General features: G+C 63.7%; 15 protein-coding genes. 9 read left to right on the plus strand and 6 right to left on the minus strand.

Going from position 1 to position 14,654, the window contains the following annotated elements:
• Nucleotides 1–4: 4 nt before the first annotated feature.
• From DESUT3_RS09185 to DESUT3_RS09200, 4 genes are all read right to left on the minus strand, one after another.
• Entirely contained in the window at nucleotides 5–220 is a 216-nt protein-coding gene (locus tag DESUT3_RS09185) for an ATPase (RefSeq protein ID WP_221252512.1), read from the minus strand.
• A gap of 5 nt (nucleotides 221–225) precedes the next feature.
• The gene (locus DESUT3_RS09190; protein WP_221252184.1) at nucleotides 226–2,118 is read right to left on the minus strand and encodes a V-type ATP synthase subunit I; all 1,893 of its coding nucleotides are present in this window, start codon (nucleotides 2,116–2,118) and stop codon (nucleotides 226–228) included.
• On the minus strand, nucleotides 2,105–2,449 hold the full coding sequence (locus DESUT3_RS09195; protein ID WP_221252185.1) for a hypothetical protein: 345 nt from the start codon (nucleotides 2,447–2,449) through the stop codon (nucleotides 2,105–2,107). Before DESUT3_RS09195 ends, DESUT3_RS09190 begins: the two co-directional genes overlap by 14 nt.
• Nucleotides 2,450–2,567: 118 nt before the next feature.
• Nucleotides 2,568–3,254 carry a DUF3793 family protein gene (locus DESUT3_RS09200; RefSeq protein WP_221252186.1) on the minus strand — a complete coding sequence of 229 codons (687 nt, stop codon included), beginning with the start codon at nucleotides 3,252–3,254 and terminating at the stop codon, nucleotides 2,568–2,570.
• A gap of 203 nt (nucleotides 3,255–3,457) precedes the next feature.
• On the opposite strand from DESUT3_RS09200, the gene DESUT3_RS09205 reads away from it, so the two are divergent.
• The 7 genes from DESUT3_RS09205 to DESUT3_RS09235 all read left to right on the plus strand — a co-directional run bounded on the left by DESUT3_RS09205 (nucleotide 3,458) and on the right by DESUT3_RS09235 (nucleotide 10,478).
• Nucleotides 3,458–4,198: a TlyA family RNA methyltransferase gene (locus DESUT3_RS09205; protein ID WP_221252187.1), complete on the plus strand. Its 741-nt coding sequence runs from the start codon at nucleotides 3,458–3,460 to the stop codon at nucleotides 4,196–4,198.
• Between the two features lie 132 nt (nucleotides 4,199–4,330).
• A complete protein-coding gene (locus DESUT3_RS09210) occupies nucleotides 4,331–5,116 on the plus strand; it encodes an SAM-dependent methyltransferase (protein WP_221252188.1) in 786 nt (261 codons plus the stop codon).
• Nucleotides 5,117–5,168: 52 nt separating this feature from the next.
• On the plus strand, nucleotides 5,169–6,128 hold the full coding sequence (locus DESUT3_RS09215) for a U32 family peptidase (protein ID WP_221252189.1): 960 nt from the start codon (nucleotides 5,169–5,171) through the stop codon (nucleotides 6,126–6,128).
• Nucleotides 6,129–6,137: 9 nt separating this feature from the next.
• A complete protein-coding gene (locus DESUT3_RS09220) occupies nucleotides 6,138–7,268 on the plus strand; it encodes a metallophosphoesterase family protein (protein WP_221252190.1) in 1,131 nt (376 codons plus the stop codon).
• Entirely contained in the window at nucleotides 7,265–9,490 is a 2,226-nt protein-coding gene (locus tag DESUT3_RS09225) for an ATP-binding protein (RefSeq protein WP_221252191.1), read from the plus strand. The genes DESUT3_RS09220 and DESUT3_RS09225 overlap by 4 nt, the downstream gene beginning before the upstream one ends.
• Entirely contained in the window at nucleotides 9,459–9,812 is a 354-nt protein-coding gene (locus tag DESUT3_RS09230) for a histidine triad nucleotide-binding protein (RefSeq protein ID WP_221252192.1), read from the plus strand. Before DESUT3_RS09225 ends, DESUT3_RS09230 begins: the two co-directional genes overlap by 32 nt.
• A gap of 24 nt (nucleotides 9,813–9,836) precedes the next feature.
• Nucleotides 9,837–10,478: a methyltransferase family protein gene (locus DESUT3_RS09235; protein WP_221252193.1), complete on the plus strand. Its 642-nt coding sequence runs from the start codon at nucleotides 9,837–9,839 to the stop codon at nucleotides 10,476–10,478.
• Here the strand turns inward: DESUT3_RS09235 and DESUT3_RS09240 are convergent.
• Complete coding sequence (locus DESUT3_RS09240; RefSeq protein ID WP_221252194.1) at nucleotides 10,447–10,830, minus strand: TraR/DksA family transcriptional regulator; 384 nt, start codon at nucleotides 10,828–10,830, stop codon at nucleotides 10,447–10,449. The two genes, DESUT3_RS09235 and DESUT3_RS09240, sit on opposite strands and share 32 nt — an antisense overlap.
• A 147-nt stretch (nucleotides 10,831–10,977) precedes the next feature.
• Between DESUT3_RS09240 and DESUT3_RS09245 the strand changes: the two genes are divergently transcribed.
• Together DESUT3_RS09245 and DESUT3_RS09250 are read left to right on the plus strand one after the other, a co-directional pair.
• Nucleotides 10,978–12,411, plus strand: coding sequence for an HD domain-containing protein (locus DESUT3_RS09245; RefSeq protein ID WP_221252195.1), 1,434 nt, complete (start codon nucleotides 10,978–10,980; stop codon nucleotides 12,409–12,411).
• A gap of 42 nt (nucleotides 12,412–12,453) precedes the next feature.
• Nucleotides 12,454–13,506, plus strand: coding sequence for a polysaccharide deacetylase family protein (locus DESUT3_RS09250; RefSeq protein ID WP_221252196.1), 1,053 nt, complete (start codon nucleotides 12,454–12,456; stop codon nucleotides 13,504–13,506).
• A gap of 12 nt (nucleotides 13,507–13,518) precedes the next feature.
• Here the strand turns inward: DESUT3_RS09250 and DESUT3_RS09255 are convergent, their stop codons facing one another.
• Nucleotides 13,519–14,556, minus strand: a complete 1,038-nt coding sequence (locus DESUT3_RS09255) for a glucosaminidase domain-containing protein (RefSeq protein ID WP_221252197.1) — start codon at nucleotides 14,554–14,556, stop codon at nucleotides 13,519–13,521.
• Between the last annotated feature and the right edge of the window lie 98 nt (nucleotides 14,557–14,654).

Genomic DNA, 14,654 nt, shown 5'->3' on the forward strand with positions numbered 1-14,654 from the left:
GGCTTCAGACCATCAGCAGGATCATCGCGGCGATGACGAAGCCGAGGATGACCATGGTTTCCGGGATCGCCACCAGGATGATGATGGTGCCGGTCAGCTCGGGCTTTTCGGCGAGCGCACCGGCGCCGGCTGCGCCGATCTTCGATTGGGCCCAGGCGGTGGCCAGGGCAGAGATGCCGACGGCAAGAGCGGCTGCGAAGGCAAGCAGAACCTTTTCCATTCCAGTCAGGCTTTCCATGACCCTCCTCCATGATTTTTTTCCAGCGGTTCGAATTTGCGACCGCCATGTTCGAGAAACTTGCTGAAAAATTCGACATAATGCAGGCGCAGCGAATGAATGGTCGGGGCGAAGACTCCGAGCACGATATTGAAGGCGTGCAGCAGCACCGCCACCAACATCCCCACCAGGATGTTGCCGGCCAGCCCGGCCAGTTCATTGGCCACGTGGGCGAGCAGCACCGAGGTCAGGCCGACCGCCATGATACGGGCGTAGGAGATGATGTTGCCCACATGTTTGAGCAGTTCGAGGGGCGCAAGGATACCGCCGAGGATGAGCAGCAGGGGGACGGCGATGCCCAGGGTCACCAGCAGAGGCCGGCGCAGCAGCACCGGGACCGGCAGGATAAACGTGGCAAGCAGCAGAACCAGGCAGAAAACGGCGACGGTGCTCAGCAGCTTGATCATGGCCTCGCGGGTCTTTTTTTGCCGGACTGCGGAGATAACGCCGAGCAGCAGGCCCAGCAGCACATGGCAGACCCCCACCGACAGGGCGAAATAGAGCATCGGTTCAAGGGCGGTGCGCCGGTCGAAGCAGATCGGTTCCATCCCCAGGACGTGGTGGCCGAATTCGCCGAAACACTCCCCGTACAGCCAGCCGAAGACGCAGGTGTAGGCGGCGCAGATGCCGAGGATCTTCCCGGCGTTGCCGACCAGCGGGCGCTGCCGGAAGCCGAACACCAGGGCCGCCGCAATCAGCCCCAGCAGCGCCCCGTAACCCAGGTCGCCGAGGATCATACCGAAAAACAGGGGAAAGAAGATGGCCAGAAACGGCGTCGGGTCGTAGGAGGAATAGCGGGGCAGGGGGAGCAGGCGGGCAAAAAGCTCGAAAGGGGCGATCCAGGGGGGATTTTTCAAGGCGACCGGGACCTGTTCAAGCTCCTGCTCGAGGATCTCCTTCTCCTCAACCACGACCTGGTCGGCAAAGGTATCAGCCAGGTGTCGGCGGGTCGGTACGACCTGGTCGGTGGGCATCCAGCCGAAAACGATGAAGCAGAGCTCGGTCTGGTAAATCGAGGCGCTCTGCCGGACCAGGGCAAGCCTCCCCCGCAGCCAATCGAGAACCGAGCGGTAGAGCGGCAGCCAGCGCCTGGCAAATCCGAGCAGGGTTTCTTCCAGCCGCTTCTGCTCCGCGAGCAACTCGCGCCGGCGGGATTCGACCACCTCGGCCTTTTCGTTAAAAGGGACTTCTTCCAGGTAGGCCGGCAAGGCGAATTCGGGGATCCGTTCGCCCTGCAGGGCCTTCTTGAGTGGTTTGGCCAGCTCGCGGCTGGTGGTCAGCAGGGCGACGAGCCCCCCCTCGGGCATGCTGGTGGTCTGGATTTCGTAATTGCCCCGGGTCAGGCGATGAGCGAGGATGGTCAACTGTTCCACCGCCCCGGGGTCCTTCACTTCGAGGCCGATAAACTCCAGATCTGAGTCGGCACGGACCTGGCCGACCAGGGGGCCGATGGCCTGCAGGAAGGTCCGGAAGCGCTCCAGTTCCGCCAGCTCCTTGGCAGCCGCGGTCTTGGCGCGGCCTGTTTCCTCACAGGCCGCGGTATGCCGGTCAACCAGTTCGGCGGTCGCCTCCATGGCAGCCTCGGGGTTCAGGTAGCTTTCGCGGACCGGGATTTGCGGCAGGCAGCTGAGGATGGATTCGATTTTCTCCTGCAGTTCCTCCAGGAACAACCGCTCGGAAAGGGCTTGCTTGTCGATCTGCAGGGTTTTGAGCAGACCCTCGCCGCGCGCCTGAAGGCTCTCCCGCACCTGGGCCTCGATCTGCAGCACCCCCAGGGCGCGCAGGGTCGTCAGCACCTCGTAGAGGATCTCCTTGGGACCGACGATTTCAATTTTGCTCATCCTGACGATCATCGCCCATCTCCGGTACCAGCTCCTGCAACCGGCGGCGCACCACCCGCAGCAGCATCCCCTCGTCGAGAGCAGCCTGGTCCTGCCGCGCTTGCCGGGCGCTATTGACCAGGACGGCGCCTTCCTGCTCCGCAGCCTGGCGTGCTTCCCTGGCCGCAGCGGCCTCCTGTTCCGCCAGGCGGGAAAGTTCCTTTTCCAGGTCGCCCTGGGAGTCGCGTTTCGTGGCCTCCAGCCGGTCCGCGGCGGCTCGGCGCTCCCGTTCCAGGATATCCGCGATGGCCTTTTCGGCTTCGACGACGAGTTTTATCGTATCTTCCGGCATCGGTCCCTCCTTTGCGTCGAAGTGGCAGGCCTGAAGCGGAAGCGAAGAAGTCTTAAATGTTTATAATTGTAGCGGGAATGTGCGGGTTTGCCAGCGTGTTGGCTTTATAGGGGCGGGATCAGGCGGCGGGGCGAGTCGCGCATTTGCCGGAACAGGCGGAACGGTTGAGGCATTCGCGGGGGTCGCTGCAGCGGGCGACGCGCCAGGCCATGCGTCTGCGGCTGGCCCGGTGGACCTCCGCCAGGTGCAGGCTTCTGGTCGGGTCGCCGTAGATTTTCCAGGGACCCTGGCAGGCGAAGGGGATCGACACCAGACCCATGAAGGCAGCCACGTCCTTCAGCGGGTAGCCGAGAAAAACGCCTATTTCGTGGGGAAAGTCTCCTGATATCCGGTTTTGCAGCAGGCTCAGCGCCGCATCCAGGGACAACTCCTCCGGGTAGCCGGATCGTTTCAGCAGGGCCTTGGCACCGGGCACGTGGATCAGGTTCTCCATGGCCTGACGGTCGTAGAAATAGATCAGCAGCGAGCTGCCGCGGTCGCATAGCACCCTGCTTTCCAGGCCGCAGTCGGTGGCGAGGGCGGGGCCGAAAGCTTTCCACAAGTGGTAGAGGTTTCGGCCGCAGACCTGAGTGCGGTTAACCAGGTTGACCAGGTTGCCCGGTTTGACCCCTTCGAGAATCTCGGCGGTTTCCAGGGCGAGGAATGCGGCCAGGCAATCCCGATCGGTGGCGAACCGGGGAGAGATTTCCTTCCATAGGGGCACATCGGAAAGCGCGGGTTGTCGCTCGGCTATGCGAGGCGGCATGGTTCCTCCTTGGAAATTAAAATGAAATTCGTTTTCAAAATAAACAAAAGGGATCGTCTTGTCAACACCAATTCTCCCCACAGGGGCAGGATCCGGCAAATCAGCCCCGTCAGCCGTCGAGGAAACGGTTGCCCGCCGGTACCCCCTGTGCTAACCTGTTCGCCGTTTTATCTGGATCACCGAAGGCCGGGAGACACTGCTGGATGGCAGGCAGGGAGCGGATCGACAAACTGCTGGTGGAGCGTGGACTTGTACAGTCCCGCGAACGTGCCCGGGCGCTGATTCTGGCCGGCAAGGTCGTGGTCGACGACCACGTGGTGGACAAGGCCGGCACCCAGGTCCCGGCCGGTGCTGAAATACGCCTCAAGGGGGAGGACATCCCCTATGTTTCGCGCGGTGGGCTGAAGCTGGAAAAGGCTCTGGAGACCTTCGGGGTGTCGGTACAGGGCCGCATCGCCATCGACGTCGGTGCCTCCACCGGCGGCTTCACCGACTGCCTGCTGCAGCGGGGGGCGGCCCGGGTCTACGCCGTCGACGTCGGTTACGGCCAACTCGCCTGGCAGCTGCGCCAGGACAGCCGGGTGGTCAACCTCGAGCGCACCAACATCCGTGAATTGCCCCCCGAGCGTCTCGACCCGCGCCCCTCGCTGGCGGTGATCGACGCCTCCTTTATCTCCCTGGACAAGGTCCTGCCGCCGACCCTGGCGCTGCTGACCCCCGATGCCGAGGTGGTGGCGCTGATCAAGCCCCAGTTCGAGGTCGGCCGGGGCGAGGTGGGCAAGGGCGGGGTGGTGCGCGACCCCACCAAGCACGAGCAGGTGGTGGAAAAGATCCGCGAGCTGGCCACCGGCCTCGGCTGCGAGGTGCTCGGGGTGACCGAGAGCCCGATCCTCGGCCCCAAGGGGAACCGGGAGTTTCTCATTCGGCTGCGTAAAAGCCCGTAAGTAATTGCTGACCGGGGATTGGAAATATACCCTGATTGCAACTCTTCACCCCATCCCCACCCCAACCCTCCCCTTGAAGGGGAGGGAGCTCAAACGGATGGCACCTTGAGGCAGTATTGCTGAAAAGTAACCATGATTAAATTCAAGACAGAAGAAAATCAGGTCTTTTTCATCGGGGCCGGGCCGGGAGATCCCGATCTGCTGACCCTCAAGGGGGCCAGGGCGCTCGAGGGCTGTCATGCGGTGTTCGCGCCGACCCCCTACGAGGAAACCTTTGCCCAACTGCTGAGGGGCAAGCAGGTGCTGGTTCCCTTCGGGTTCTATTTCCAGGAACTGCTTGATCTGCTCCATAAGCTGCTGGAAAAAGGGGATGTGGCTTTCCTGGTCCCCGGGGACCTGACCTTCTATTCTCCCTTTCAGGCGCTGATCGACGTCCTCGGGACCCGCGCCGAGGTCATCGCCGGCGTCGGCACGGCCAACGCCGCCTCGGCCTTCCTGAAAAAAACCCTCGACCTGCCCGGGGTCTGCAACCGGGCGGTCATAGCCTCACCGCGCACCCTCGGCGATCAGCCGGGGTCACCGACCCTGGCGGAACTTGCGGCTCCGGGGGTGACCCTGCTGATCTACATGAACAACCTGCCGCTTCCCGAACTGGTCGCCCAGCTGAAAAAGGGCTACGGCAAGAGCGTTCCCATAGCGCTGGTGCACCGGCTCTGCCTGCCCGGCGAGGAGGTGGTCCTGGCAACCCTGGACGAGATTGTCGAACAGGTGGGTGAGCGGGATTTTTTCAACCTCACCGGCACCGACCGCAGGCCGGCGCTCACCCTGGTCGTCGCCGGGGAAACCCTGTCGGCCACGGTGGATGGCAGCTGGTGGGATTTCCGCCGGGATACGATCTGGAAGTTCCGTGAAGAATGATGGTTCAACTGGCTGAATTAGCGATTGAAAAACATTTCCACCCCAGGTGCGGATGAAGGTCATTTCCCCCGTCGATAATCTGGCTGAAGCATCCCTGCTGCTCGAGGCCGGTGCCGATGAGCTCTACGGCGGCTATGTCCCGGCGGCGTGGCGGGAGCGCTACAGCCTTTTGGCCTCGCTCAACCAGCGGACCTTCGCCGGGGCGCAGATCGAATCCTTTGCCGATCTTGCGCAGATCATTGCCCTGGCCCACGCACGGGGGCGGAGCTTCTCCCTGACCCTCAACGCACCCTATTACACCGAGGAGCAGATCCCCCTGCTGTTTGATTATGTCGACGAAGCGGCCGAGGCCGGCGTCGACGGCATCATCCTCGCCGATCTCGGCCTGCTGCGCCTGCTGCGCCGTCGCCATCCGGCCCTCGAGTATCACGCCAGCACCCTGGCTCACCTGATGAACTCCGAGGCGGTGCGCTTCTACCTCGAGCAGGGAGTGGGCAGGATAATCTTCCCGCGGCACCTTACCGTGGCGGAAATGCAGCAGGTCGCCCTCAAGCTGCCCGGGGTCCGCTTCGACGCCTTCATGCTGGTCGGCAAGTGCCCCAATACCGAGGGCCTGTGCACCTTTCACCATTCGAGCCCGGACAAGATCTGGCCCTGTGAAATTCCCTACCGGATCGAGCCGCAGAGCCCGCCCGGTTCCCCTCTGCTGCTGAGTGCCATGGCCCGCCAGGACAGCTGGTCGAAAACCAACCGCCGGCATGGCTGTGGGCTGTGTGCGATCCCGCATCTGCGCAAGGCTGGGTTCTACGGGCTTAAGCTCGTCGGGCGCGGCGCCCCGGCAGCGCAGAAAGTGAAAAACATCCTGCTGGTTAGGGATTTTCTTCGCCTGGCGGACAGCGAAGACGACTTTGCGCTGTACCGAAAAAAGGCGCGGGCCGCCCATCGAGAGCGCTTCGGCGCAACCTGCTCGCCCAACGTCTGTTATTACCCGGAATTTTACGAAGCCGAATAGGTTTTGCATATGATTCGCATTCTGCATACCGCCGATCTGCACCTGGATGCTCCGTTCCCCGTCCTCGGGGACCGGCAGGCCCAGCGCCGGGAGGCTTTTCTCAAGACCTTCGAGCGCCTGGTAACCCTGGCGATCAAGAGCGAGGTGCACCTGTTTCTGGTGGCCGGCGATCTTTTCGACAGCCCGCGGCCCTCGGCCGCGACGGTGGCCAAAGTCCAGGCCGGCTTGAAACGCCTGGCCGACCGGGGGATCGTGCCGGTGCTGCTGCCGGGGACCCACGACAACCTGGTGGGCGCCGATTCGGTGTACCGGCGCAGCGAATTTCCCGGGGCGATCCTGCTCGATCGCCCGGCCATCGAGGAGCCGTTGGCCCTGCAGGTGAATGGTGAGCGGGTTTTCCTCTACGGCTTCGCCTATCGAACGTTTGCTTCGCAAAACGCCCTGGAGGGGATGGCCCGCCGCTCGGACGAGGGAATCCATATCGGCTTGCTGCACGGCTCACGGCAGGGCAGCCCCGAATGGGAATACCGCAAGAAGGACCTCCCCTTCACCGTTGCCGAGCTGCGCCACTGGGGGTTGGACTACGTGGCCCTTGGCCACTACCACGGTTTCGATCTTATCGAAGACGGCGGGCGGACCCTGGCCTGCTATCCCGGTTCGCCCGAGGGGAAGCGCTTCGGGGAAAACGGACCGCGCTGCTGCGCCCTGGTGCGGGTGGAAAAGGGGCAGGTCGAGGTGGAGAAGGCTACCGTCAACAGCCTGGTGCTGGAGGACCGCAAGCTCGATCTTGCCGGGTGCGAAACCCTGGAGCAGGCGGCGGAGGTTATTTGCGCCATGGGTCGTCCCGACCTGCTGCTGCGGCTGCGCCTGACCGGCATCGTCGAGGCGCCCCTCGATCTGGCGGCCCTGCAGGCGCGCTGCGGCGGGGCCTTTTTCCACCTGGAATTCGATGACCGCACCCGGCTTTTCGACAGCGATTTCGCCCGGCGCATTGCCCAGGAGGAGACGGTTCGCGGCGTGTTCGTGCGCCAGCTGCAGCAGCGGATGCAGCTGGCCGGGCCCGAGGAACGGGCCGTGCTCGAGGAGGCTTTTCGGGAGGTTCTGGTCCGCTTTGGAGCCTTCGGCGGAGGTGCGGCATGATCCTGCGCAGTCTCGAATTGAAACACTTCGGCAAATACGCCGAGCGGACCGTAGAGTTTCGCCGCGGCATGAACCTGGTGATCGGCCCCAACGAGGCCGGCAAGTCCACCCTGGTGGAGGCGGTCCCGGCGGTTTTGTTCGGGCTGCGCAACAAGGAGCGGTACAGGCCCTGGGGGCGGCAGGGCAACTCCGAAGCGGCCCTGGTGCTGGAAGGCCGGCAGGGGACAGTGCGCATCGAGCGGGACCTCAGCAGCGACCGGGTTTCGCTCCAGGAGCGGGATGACCTTTACCACGACCTCTACAGCTTCGACGGCAAGGCCTCGCCCCTGGGGCGCTCCTCCGAACGGACCGAATATCTCGAGCAGCTCACCCGGCTGTTCGGCGTAGCGGAGGAGGAGGTGTTTCGGGCTTCGCTCTACTTCGGCCAGGGCAGCCTCGAAGTCTCCGGCCAGGGCGGACTGGCCGCCAAGATCAAGGCCCTGCTTTCCGGGTTTGTCGAGGTCGATTACGACCGGGTGCTCGAATCGCTGGCCGAAGACCACTTTGCCATTACCCGGGAAAACCCCTGGGGCAAGGACAAGACCAAGGACCGTGAGCTCGAGGAGGTGCGCGGGCGCCTGGCCGAGCTGGAGGGGCACTGGAAGGAGGCCCAGCAGGGGCTGCGGGACCTGGAGGGGCTGCGTCTGGAGCTGGCCGGGCTGGATGCCTCGCTGGAAAACGACCGCGCCGAGTTTGCCCAGGGGGAGAAGTACCTTGCCTGGATCCGCCGCCAATGGCAGCTGCTGGAGAAGAAGGAGAGCCTGAACCGCGACTTCACCCGGGTCAACCGCGAGTCGGAGAAGGTGACCGATCTCGAAGCCCGTCGCCAACAGCTGCAGCAACAGCTGGCCAAAACCGGGCTGCCCCATCCCATGCCCGCCGATCTGCCGCAGCTGCTCACCGAGGCCGAGAAGGTCCGCAAGGAGATGGTCAGGTTGAGCGGCGAAGCGGCGCCGCTGCGGGAGCAGCTGCTGGCCTGCGGCCCGCCGCCATGGAAGCTGAGCGCACTTTTGACCGGTCTGCTGGCCGGCGCTGGAGGCTCTCTGGGGTGGTGGCGCGCCGAATGGATAAAACCCCTGGCGCTCGGCGCCGGGGTTGGCGCCGCCGGGGTCTGGGGACTCTACCTCTGGCGCGCCGTCCAGAGGCGGGCTGAGCGCAGCCGTCTCTCCGGGCAGCTGCAGGTGTTCGAGCAGCAGCGCGAAGCGGCCCAGGCCCGTCTGGCCGGGCTCGATGAGCGCTTCGAGGGGCTTGGGCTCTCCCCCTCGGCGGTGGAAATCGTCAAGATGCAGAAAAACCTCGAACGCCACCTGCAGCTCTGCAAGGAAATGAGCGATGCGCAAAGCGCCCTCAAGGTGCTCGAGAAATCCGAAGAGCTGCGGCGCGACCGCGATTCGCTGACTCGCGAGATGGCCGTTATCGACGAGCGGATGGAGAAGGAGCGAGCCCTGCTCCAGGGGCGTCACCTGACCCCCGAGGAGTTGCCCGAGGCCGAGGAGAAGCTGCAGGCCCTCGGCACCAGCATCCGCGAGCGCGAGCAGCGCCTGCTCGCGCTTTCGCGCAAGGAGGCGGAGCTGCAAGGGGCGCTGGGCGACCTGCAGCAGATCGAAGACGAGGGAGAGCGGCTTCGCGAGCGCGAGAAACAGCTCGTGCGCCGGCGCAGCGCCCTGGTTCTGGCCTATGACGTTCTGTCCGGGGCGGTGAAGGATTTCCGCAACACCTACCTCGAGCGCTTCTCCCGGGAGATCGGCGAGTACCTGGCGGTGGTTACCTGCGGCAATTACACCGAGGTCCATCTCGACGAGGATTTCAATCTTTCGCTCAAGGGGCGCAACGGGCAGTGGCAGCCCGTCGAGCACTTCAGCCGAGGCACCGCCGACGGCGTCTATCTGGCGGTACGCCTGGCCCTGACCCGGCAGCTCTCCAGCGGCCGGCAACTGCCCCTGCTGATGGATGACCCCCTGGTCAACTTCGACAGCGGCCGGCAGAGCGAGGCCCTCAAGGCCCTGGAAAACCTCAGCCGTGAGCATCAGGTGATTTTTCTCAGCCACGACGAATCGCTGCTGCGCCGCGCGGCGCAGAAACGATGGAACGTGATATCCTTGGATGAGGCCAACAGCCTGTCGAATCCTCGCAACGAGGAAAGGAGGGACGATGCCGGAGAAGGACAGTTGTATCTTCTGTAAAATTCTCGCCGGGGAGATTCCGGCACGGGTGGTTTTCGAGGACGACCTGGTCGTGGCCCTGGAGGACATCAATCCCCAGGCACCCCTCCATTACCTGATCATTCCGCGAAAGCACATCCGCACCACCCTTGACCTGACCACCGCCGACAACGCCATGATCGGCCATGTCTTCCAGGTGGCGGGCAAGCTCGCCCACGATCTCGGCTTTGCCGAGGATGGTTTCCGGGTCGTCAACAACTGCAACGAAATGGGGGGGCAGGTGGTCTGGCACATCCACTTCCACCTGCTCGGCGGCCGGGAAATGGGCTGGCCGCCGGGATAGGCGGTCAGGATCCCGGAGCCCCAGGTGTTCATCGATCTGCTGATTCTCGCGGTGCTCTGGCTCGGCTGGTGCCTGCTGCATTCGCTGCTCATCACCCCGCGGGCCGACGGGCTGTTTCATCGCCTGCTGGGTCAGCGCATCGCGTGGTTCAGGCTTGGCTACAACCTGTTCGCGATAATCTCTTTCCTGCCGCCGGCCCTCTGGATGCTGGCTCTTCCTTATCCCGAGTTCCTGGTCTGGCGCTGGCCCTGGACCTTCGTCAAGGCATTGTTCTGGGGCGTGGCCGGCTGGCTGCTCTACGAGGGGTTCAGGGTCTATCCGTTGCGGGAGTTTCTCGGCCTCGACCAGGTGGGCCGGTTCCGGCGCGGTGAGGCGGAGGCCCCACCGGCACCTCTGCTCAGGGACGGGATATTGGCCCGGGTGCGTCACCCTTGGTACGCGGCGGTGATTATCCTGCTGTGGGCCCGCGATATCAGTCCCCAGGATTTGGTGACTTCTGCGCTGTTGACCGGTTATCTGCTGGTCGGGGTTCGTCTGGAAGAAGCCAAGCTGGTGGCGGCCTACGGTGAAGAGTATCGGCGCTATCAGCGCCAAGCGCCCCGCCTGATACCCCGGACGCCGCTTTCCGGGCGGCTCAAAGGGTTCCGCGGCCCGGACCGGCCTTGAGGGCCTCCTCCTTCTCGATGGCCTCTTTGCAGGCCACATCGTAACGGGTGAAGGGACGGACCTCCAGGCGCTGGATGTCGATGGGCTCGCCGCAGCGCTGGCAGAGGCCGTAGCTGCCTGCAGCGAGGCGGTCCAGGGCCTCGTCGACCTTGATGAGCTCCTCGCGTTTGTTGTCGCTGAGCAGGTGCAGGAACTCCCTCAGGTTGTCCGTCAGGCCCTGGTCGGCCAGGTCAGGTACCCCTTCGTCGGTCAGGCCTGCCGCTTCGCGGTTTTTTCTCAGGATTTCCGCGTACAGTTCCTGGCGATGCTCGAGCAGGCGTTTGCCGATGGCTTCAAGTCGCTGTTTTCGCATGAAATGCCCCCTTTCCCATGGATTGCCTCTGCTGCCGGCTGGCGCCAGAACGGACTTGCTGAGTCCTGCTTTCTTATTTAGTATATATTGCCATTGAAGATTTTTCCCGGTCGGCCTCGATGCGGACCGCTGCAGGAGATTGGTTGCGTGACAAGCGAAGAACGCCGCAAAGAACAGCGCCTGATCAATGAAATACTCGAGCTGCTGGTAACCCATTATGGCGGCGGGTTGAGCGAGGATGACCTGGACCGGGGGCTTGAATCTCTGCAGTCGGCCATCGAGCTTGCGCGCAGGTCTCACCAGGGGGTGCTGCGAAAATCGGGTGAACCCTATTTCTTTCATCCGCTGCGCGTGGCTCACCTGGCCGCCCGGCACTGGATGGATTTCGACTCCATCATGGCGGCGATTCTGCACGATGTGGTCGAAGACACCCCGGTCACCCTCAAGGAGGTCGAGCACGCCTTCGGGCACGAAGTGGCTCTGCTGGTTAACGGCCTGACCAAGGCCGACGACGAGAAACTGAGCCGCGAGGCCCTCAAGGCCGAAACCTATCGCAAACAGCTGCTCGCCGCCATCCAGGATGTGCGGGTGCTGTGCCTGAAGTTCTGGGACCGCATCGACAATCTGCAGACCATCGGGGCGCTGGCCCCGGCCAAACAGTCGCTGATCGCCGAGGAGACCCGCAGCATCTACGTTCCCCTTGCCCGGCATCTGGGGATGGGCCAGGTGGCCTCCGAGCTCGATGCTCTCTCCCTGCGCATCCTCTACCCACGGCGCGCCGCCCGCTACCAGGCCGCCATCGAGGTACTTCAGGAGCGGAGCGAAGGAGCCAGGCGCAAGATCAGGTCGGAAATCCACCACAGCTTCGAGCATCACAAGGTCCCCTTCCTGCTGAACGAGCGCTGGCGACCCTTTTCCATTGCCGCCGCCAAGGGGATGGGGCGGGGGTTGACCACCCTCTATACCCTGGAAGTGCAGGTCGACCGGACCATGGACGCCTATCTTGCCCTGGGCCTGCTGCACAGCCTGTTCTCGCCCATTCCCGGCAAGCTTCGCGATCACCTGAACGTCCCCTCCCAGTTCGGCTACCAATCGCTCAAGACCACGGTGCAGGCTGGAGAAATCCGCATGCGGGTGGAAATCACCACTCGTAAGTTGGCCCGTTTCAACGAATCCGGAGTGCTGGCACCCGGCTTCGAATTCCGCCGGGCGAATTTCCAGGACCTGATGCGCAGTCTGCTCGAAGGGGAATCGGCTTTCGACACCGAAAGCCTGCGCCTGGCTTCGGCCTCCATCCAGGTCTACACGCCTACGGGGGAGATTCGGACCTTGCCGGAGGGCAGCAGTGCTCTGGATTTTGCCTTCGATATTCATGAAGAGCTGGGGTTGCACGCGGTCCGTGCGCGGATTAACGGCCAGACCCGACTGCTGCGCTCGCGATTGATGGACGGCGACCAGGTCGGCATCGAGCGGGTCGGCACACCACAGGTTCTGCCCAAGTGGCTCGAATGGGCCGTCACTCCCAAAGCCCGCAACCGCATCCGGCGCTACCTGCGCAGCCGCGTGCAGGAAGGCGCCTGAATTAAGGCCGGCTTTTTTTCTTCCCTTCCCGGATGTTTCTCCATGTTTAAATCCTCCCTGTGGCTTTCTTTGCTGTTCCTTCTGACCATCCCTCCGAGCCCGGCCCGAGCCGGCGATGTGAGCGTGTTTGTCTACCATCGGTTCGGGGAGAGCAGCCTGCCATCCACCAACATCGACCTGGAAACCTTTTCCGGTCAGCTGGAAGCCTTGCGCCGGGGCGGTTTTACGGTTCTGCCCCTGGGGGAAGTTGTCCGGCGCCTCGAGGGCAAAGACCCGCTACCCGAGAGGTGTGCGGTGCTGACCGTGGATGATGGCTATGCAAGCTTTCTGACCGGGGCCATGCCGCTGCTGCGGCGCTACGGGTATCCTGCGACCCTGTTCGTGGCGACCGATTTCGTGGGGCATTCGGGATATCTGGATTGGGACCAGCTCCGGCAACTGCGCGCCGAAGGGGTGGAAATCGGCAACCACTCGTCCACCCACGATCACCTTGTCAACAGGCTTCCCGGAGAAGGCGAGGCGGAATGGCACAGGCGGGTTCGTGTCGATCTGGAGACCGCCCAGGCGGAGTTGGAACGGCATCTTGGGGTTCGCCCGGAGCTGCTGGCCTATCCTTTTGGAGAATACTCCCCGGAGTTGATCGCCGTGGCTCGTGAGTTGGGATTCCGCGGGGCTGCCGGGCAGCAGTCGGGGGTGGTTTCAGAGCGGGCCGAGCTTTTCGCCCTGCCGCGTTTTCCCATGGGGGGGGTGTATGCGACGCTCGAGGGTTTCCAGGAAAAGCTTGCCATGCGGGCCTTGCCCTTGAGGGTCGTGGCTCCGGCGAGCCCGGTCATCGGCAGGGACAATCCCCCGGACCTGGTGGTCCAGATCGAGGCAGGAGCGGTAAGGCTGGAGGCGTTGCGCTGTTTCGTGCCCGGTCAGCCCAACGCCGAGATTCTGCCGGACCCACACATCCCGGGCAGGGTGACGATCAGGGCCGGTCAGCCACTGGCCGGCAGGCGGAGCAAATACACCCTCACCGCTCCGGCCCGCCAGGGGCCGCAATGGTTCTGGTTCAGTCAACTCTGGATCAACCCGGCCGAACCGGAGCCGTAACTCCTGGGTGCTTCATTCCTCCCGGGGCTGACGGGTGGCGAGGGCCAGGTTGCGCGAGGCAAAATTGCCGGTGGAAAACAGTCCGGCCTGGATCGGTTCCTCTTCCGGCAGCGGAGGCTCAGGCTCGTCCGCCGTCCCCCGCAGAAACGTGGAGGCCAAGCGGGTGAGCCGGTTGCGGCTGATGATCGCCCGTATCTCCTCCACGTAGGCCTCCTTGCGGGCCGAGTAGAGGCGTAGCCCCTGGGCCAGGTCCATCCCCCGCAGGGGCCGTTCCTGGGCCCGTTGCCTTGCGCGGGCCTCGCGCAGCGAGTGGTATGCCCAATGGGTGTTGATGTTGCGCATGTAGGAGCGGACCGAGTCGTAGAGGCTGGGGAACCGCCGGACCTCGTAGGTCTCTCCCTCGGGGCGGTCCTCGGGGACCAGGCCGGTCCCTGGAATGAAGGTCCATTCACCGAACAGGTTGTTCGCCATGCGGGCAAAGCGCGAGGTTCCATAGGCGGATTCGGTAGCCGCCTGGGCCAGGGCCAGGGCGGGGGGGATGACGTCCAGGCGCTTGAGCAGGTTGCTGCGGACCGCCCGGTCGTTCAGGGGATCGCCATCCACCTTGTAGTCGAAAAGGGTCTCCTCGATGGTCTCGAGCTGTTCGTCGCTGAGCTGTTCCCCCGCATCATGGATCCGGCAGATCTCCAGGACCTTCTCCCGCTGGGCACTGATCTCCTCGTTGGCCATGAGCACCAGGGGGAGCAGCGAGAGGAAAAAGATGCGTTTGCGATCCTTGATCTGGGTGATTCGTCCCAGGTCGCGGGGGAGCTCTTCGAGAACGATCGGAGGGACCCCCTCGGTGAGTGTGTCCCAGTCATAGTTGTGGGCAAGGAAAATGTCGTGGAGTTCGCGGTGGGATCTGGGCAGAACTTTCTGGGGTTCAACGGGTTTGACTCCCGTGGCCGTCTCCTGGGGTGGGGACTCACCGGTCCTCTGTTGGCATCCGCCCAGGGTGATCAGGGCGCACAGCAGTAACGCCGCCAGTTGTTTTCCAAGGCTCGTGTTCATGATCGGTGCTGGCTTCTCTCCGCGATAGTGAGATCTCGCAAACCCATAGATTACCAGAATTATCGACGATTTTCCAAAATAAAATTTCAGGGGGAGGC

The sequence above is a fragment of the Desulfuromonas versatilis genome (assembly GCF_019704135.1).
Taxonomy (GTDB): domain Bacteria; phylum Desulfobacterota; class Desulfuromonadia; order Desulfuromonadales; family NIT-T3; genus Desulfuromonas_A; species Desulfuromonas_A versatilis.

What these genes read in the sequence shown, in the direction of transcription:
- DESUT3_RS09185 (WP_221252512.1), bottom strand. Translation starts at nt 220, where the DNA reads ATGGAAAAGGTTCTGCTTGCCTTCGCAGCCGCTCTTGCCGTCGGCATC.
- DESUT3_RS09190 (WP_221252184.1), bottom strand. Translation starts at nt 2,118, where the DNA reads ATGAGCAAAATTGAAATCGTCGGTCCCAAGGAGATCCTCTACGAGGTG.
- DESUT3_RS09195 (WP_221252185.1), bottom strand. Translation starts at nt 2,449, where the DNA reads ATGCCGGAAGATACGATAAAACTCGTCGTCGAAGCCGAAAAGGCCATC.
- DESUT3_RS09200 (WP_221252186.1), bottom strand. Translation starts at nt 3,254, where the DNA reads ATGCCGCCTCGCATAGCCGAGCGACAACCCGCGCTTTCCGATGTGCCC.
- DESUT3_RS09205 (WP_221252187.1), top strand. Translation starts at nt 3,458, where the DNA reads ATGGCAGGCAGGGAGCGGATCGACAAACTGCTGGTGGAGCGTGGACTT.
- DESUT3_RS09210 (WP_221252188.1), top strand. Translation starts at nt 4,331, where the DNA reads ATGATTAAATTCAAGACAGAAGAAAATCAGGTCTTTTTCATCGGGGCC.
- DESUT3_RS09215 (WP_221252189.1), top strand. Translation starts at nt 5,169, where the DNA reads ATGAAGGTCATTTCCCCCGTCGATAATCTGGCTGAAGCATCCCTGCTG.
- DESUT3_RS09220 (WP_221252190.1), top strand. Translation starts at nt 6,138, where the DNA reads ATGATTCGCATTCTGCATACCGCCGATCTGCACCTGGATGCTCCGTTC.
- DESUT3_RS09225 (WP_221252191.1), top strand. Translation starts at nt 7,265, where the DNA reads ATGATCCTGCGCAGTCTCGAATTGAAACACTTCGGCAAATACGCCGAG.
- DESUT3_RS09230 (WP_221252192.1), top strand. Translation starts at nt 9,459, where the DNA reads ATGCCGGAGAAGGACAGTTGTATCTTCTGTAAAATTCTCGCCGGGGAG.
- DESUT3_RS09240 (WP_221252194.1), bottom strand. Translation starts at nt 10,830, where the DNA reads ATGCGAAAACAGCGACTTGAAGCCATCGGCAAACGCCTGCTCGAGCAT.
- DESUT3_RS09250 (WP_221252196.1), top strand. Translation starts at nt 12,454, where the DNA reads ATGTTTAAATCCTCCCTGTGGCTTTCTTTGCTGTTCCTTCTGACCATC.
- DESUT3_RS09255 (WP_221252197.1), bottom strand. Translation starts at nt 14,556, where the DNA reads ATGAACACGAGCCTTGGAAAACAACTGGCGGCGTTACTGCTGTGCGCC.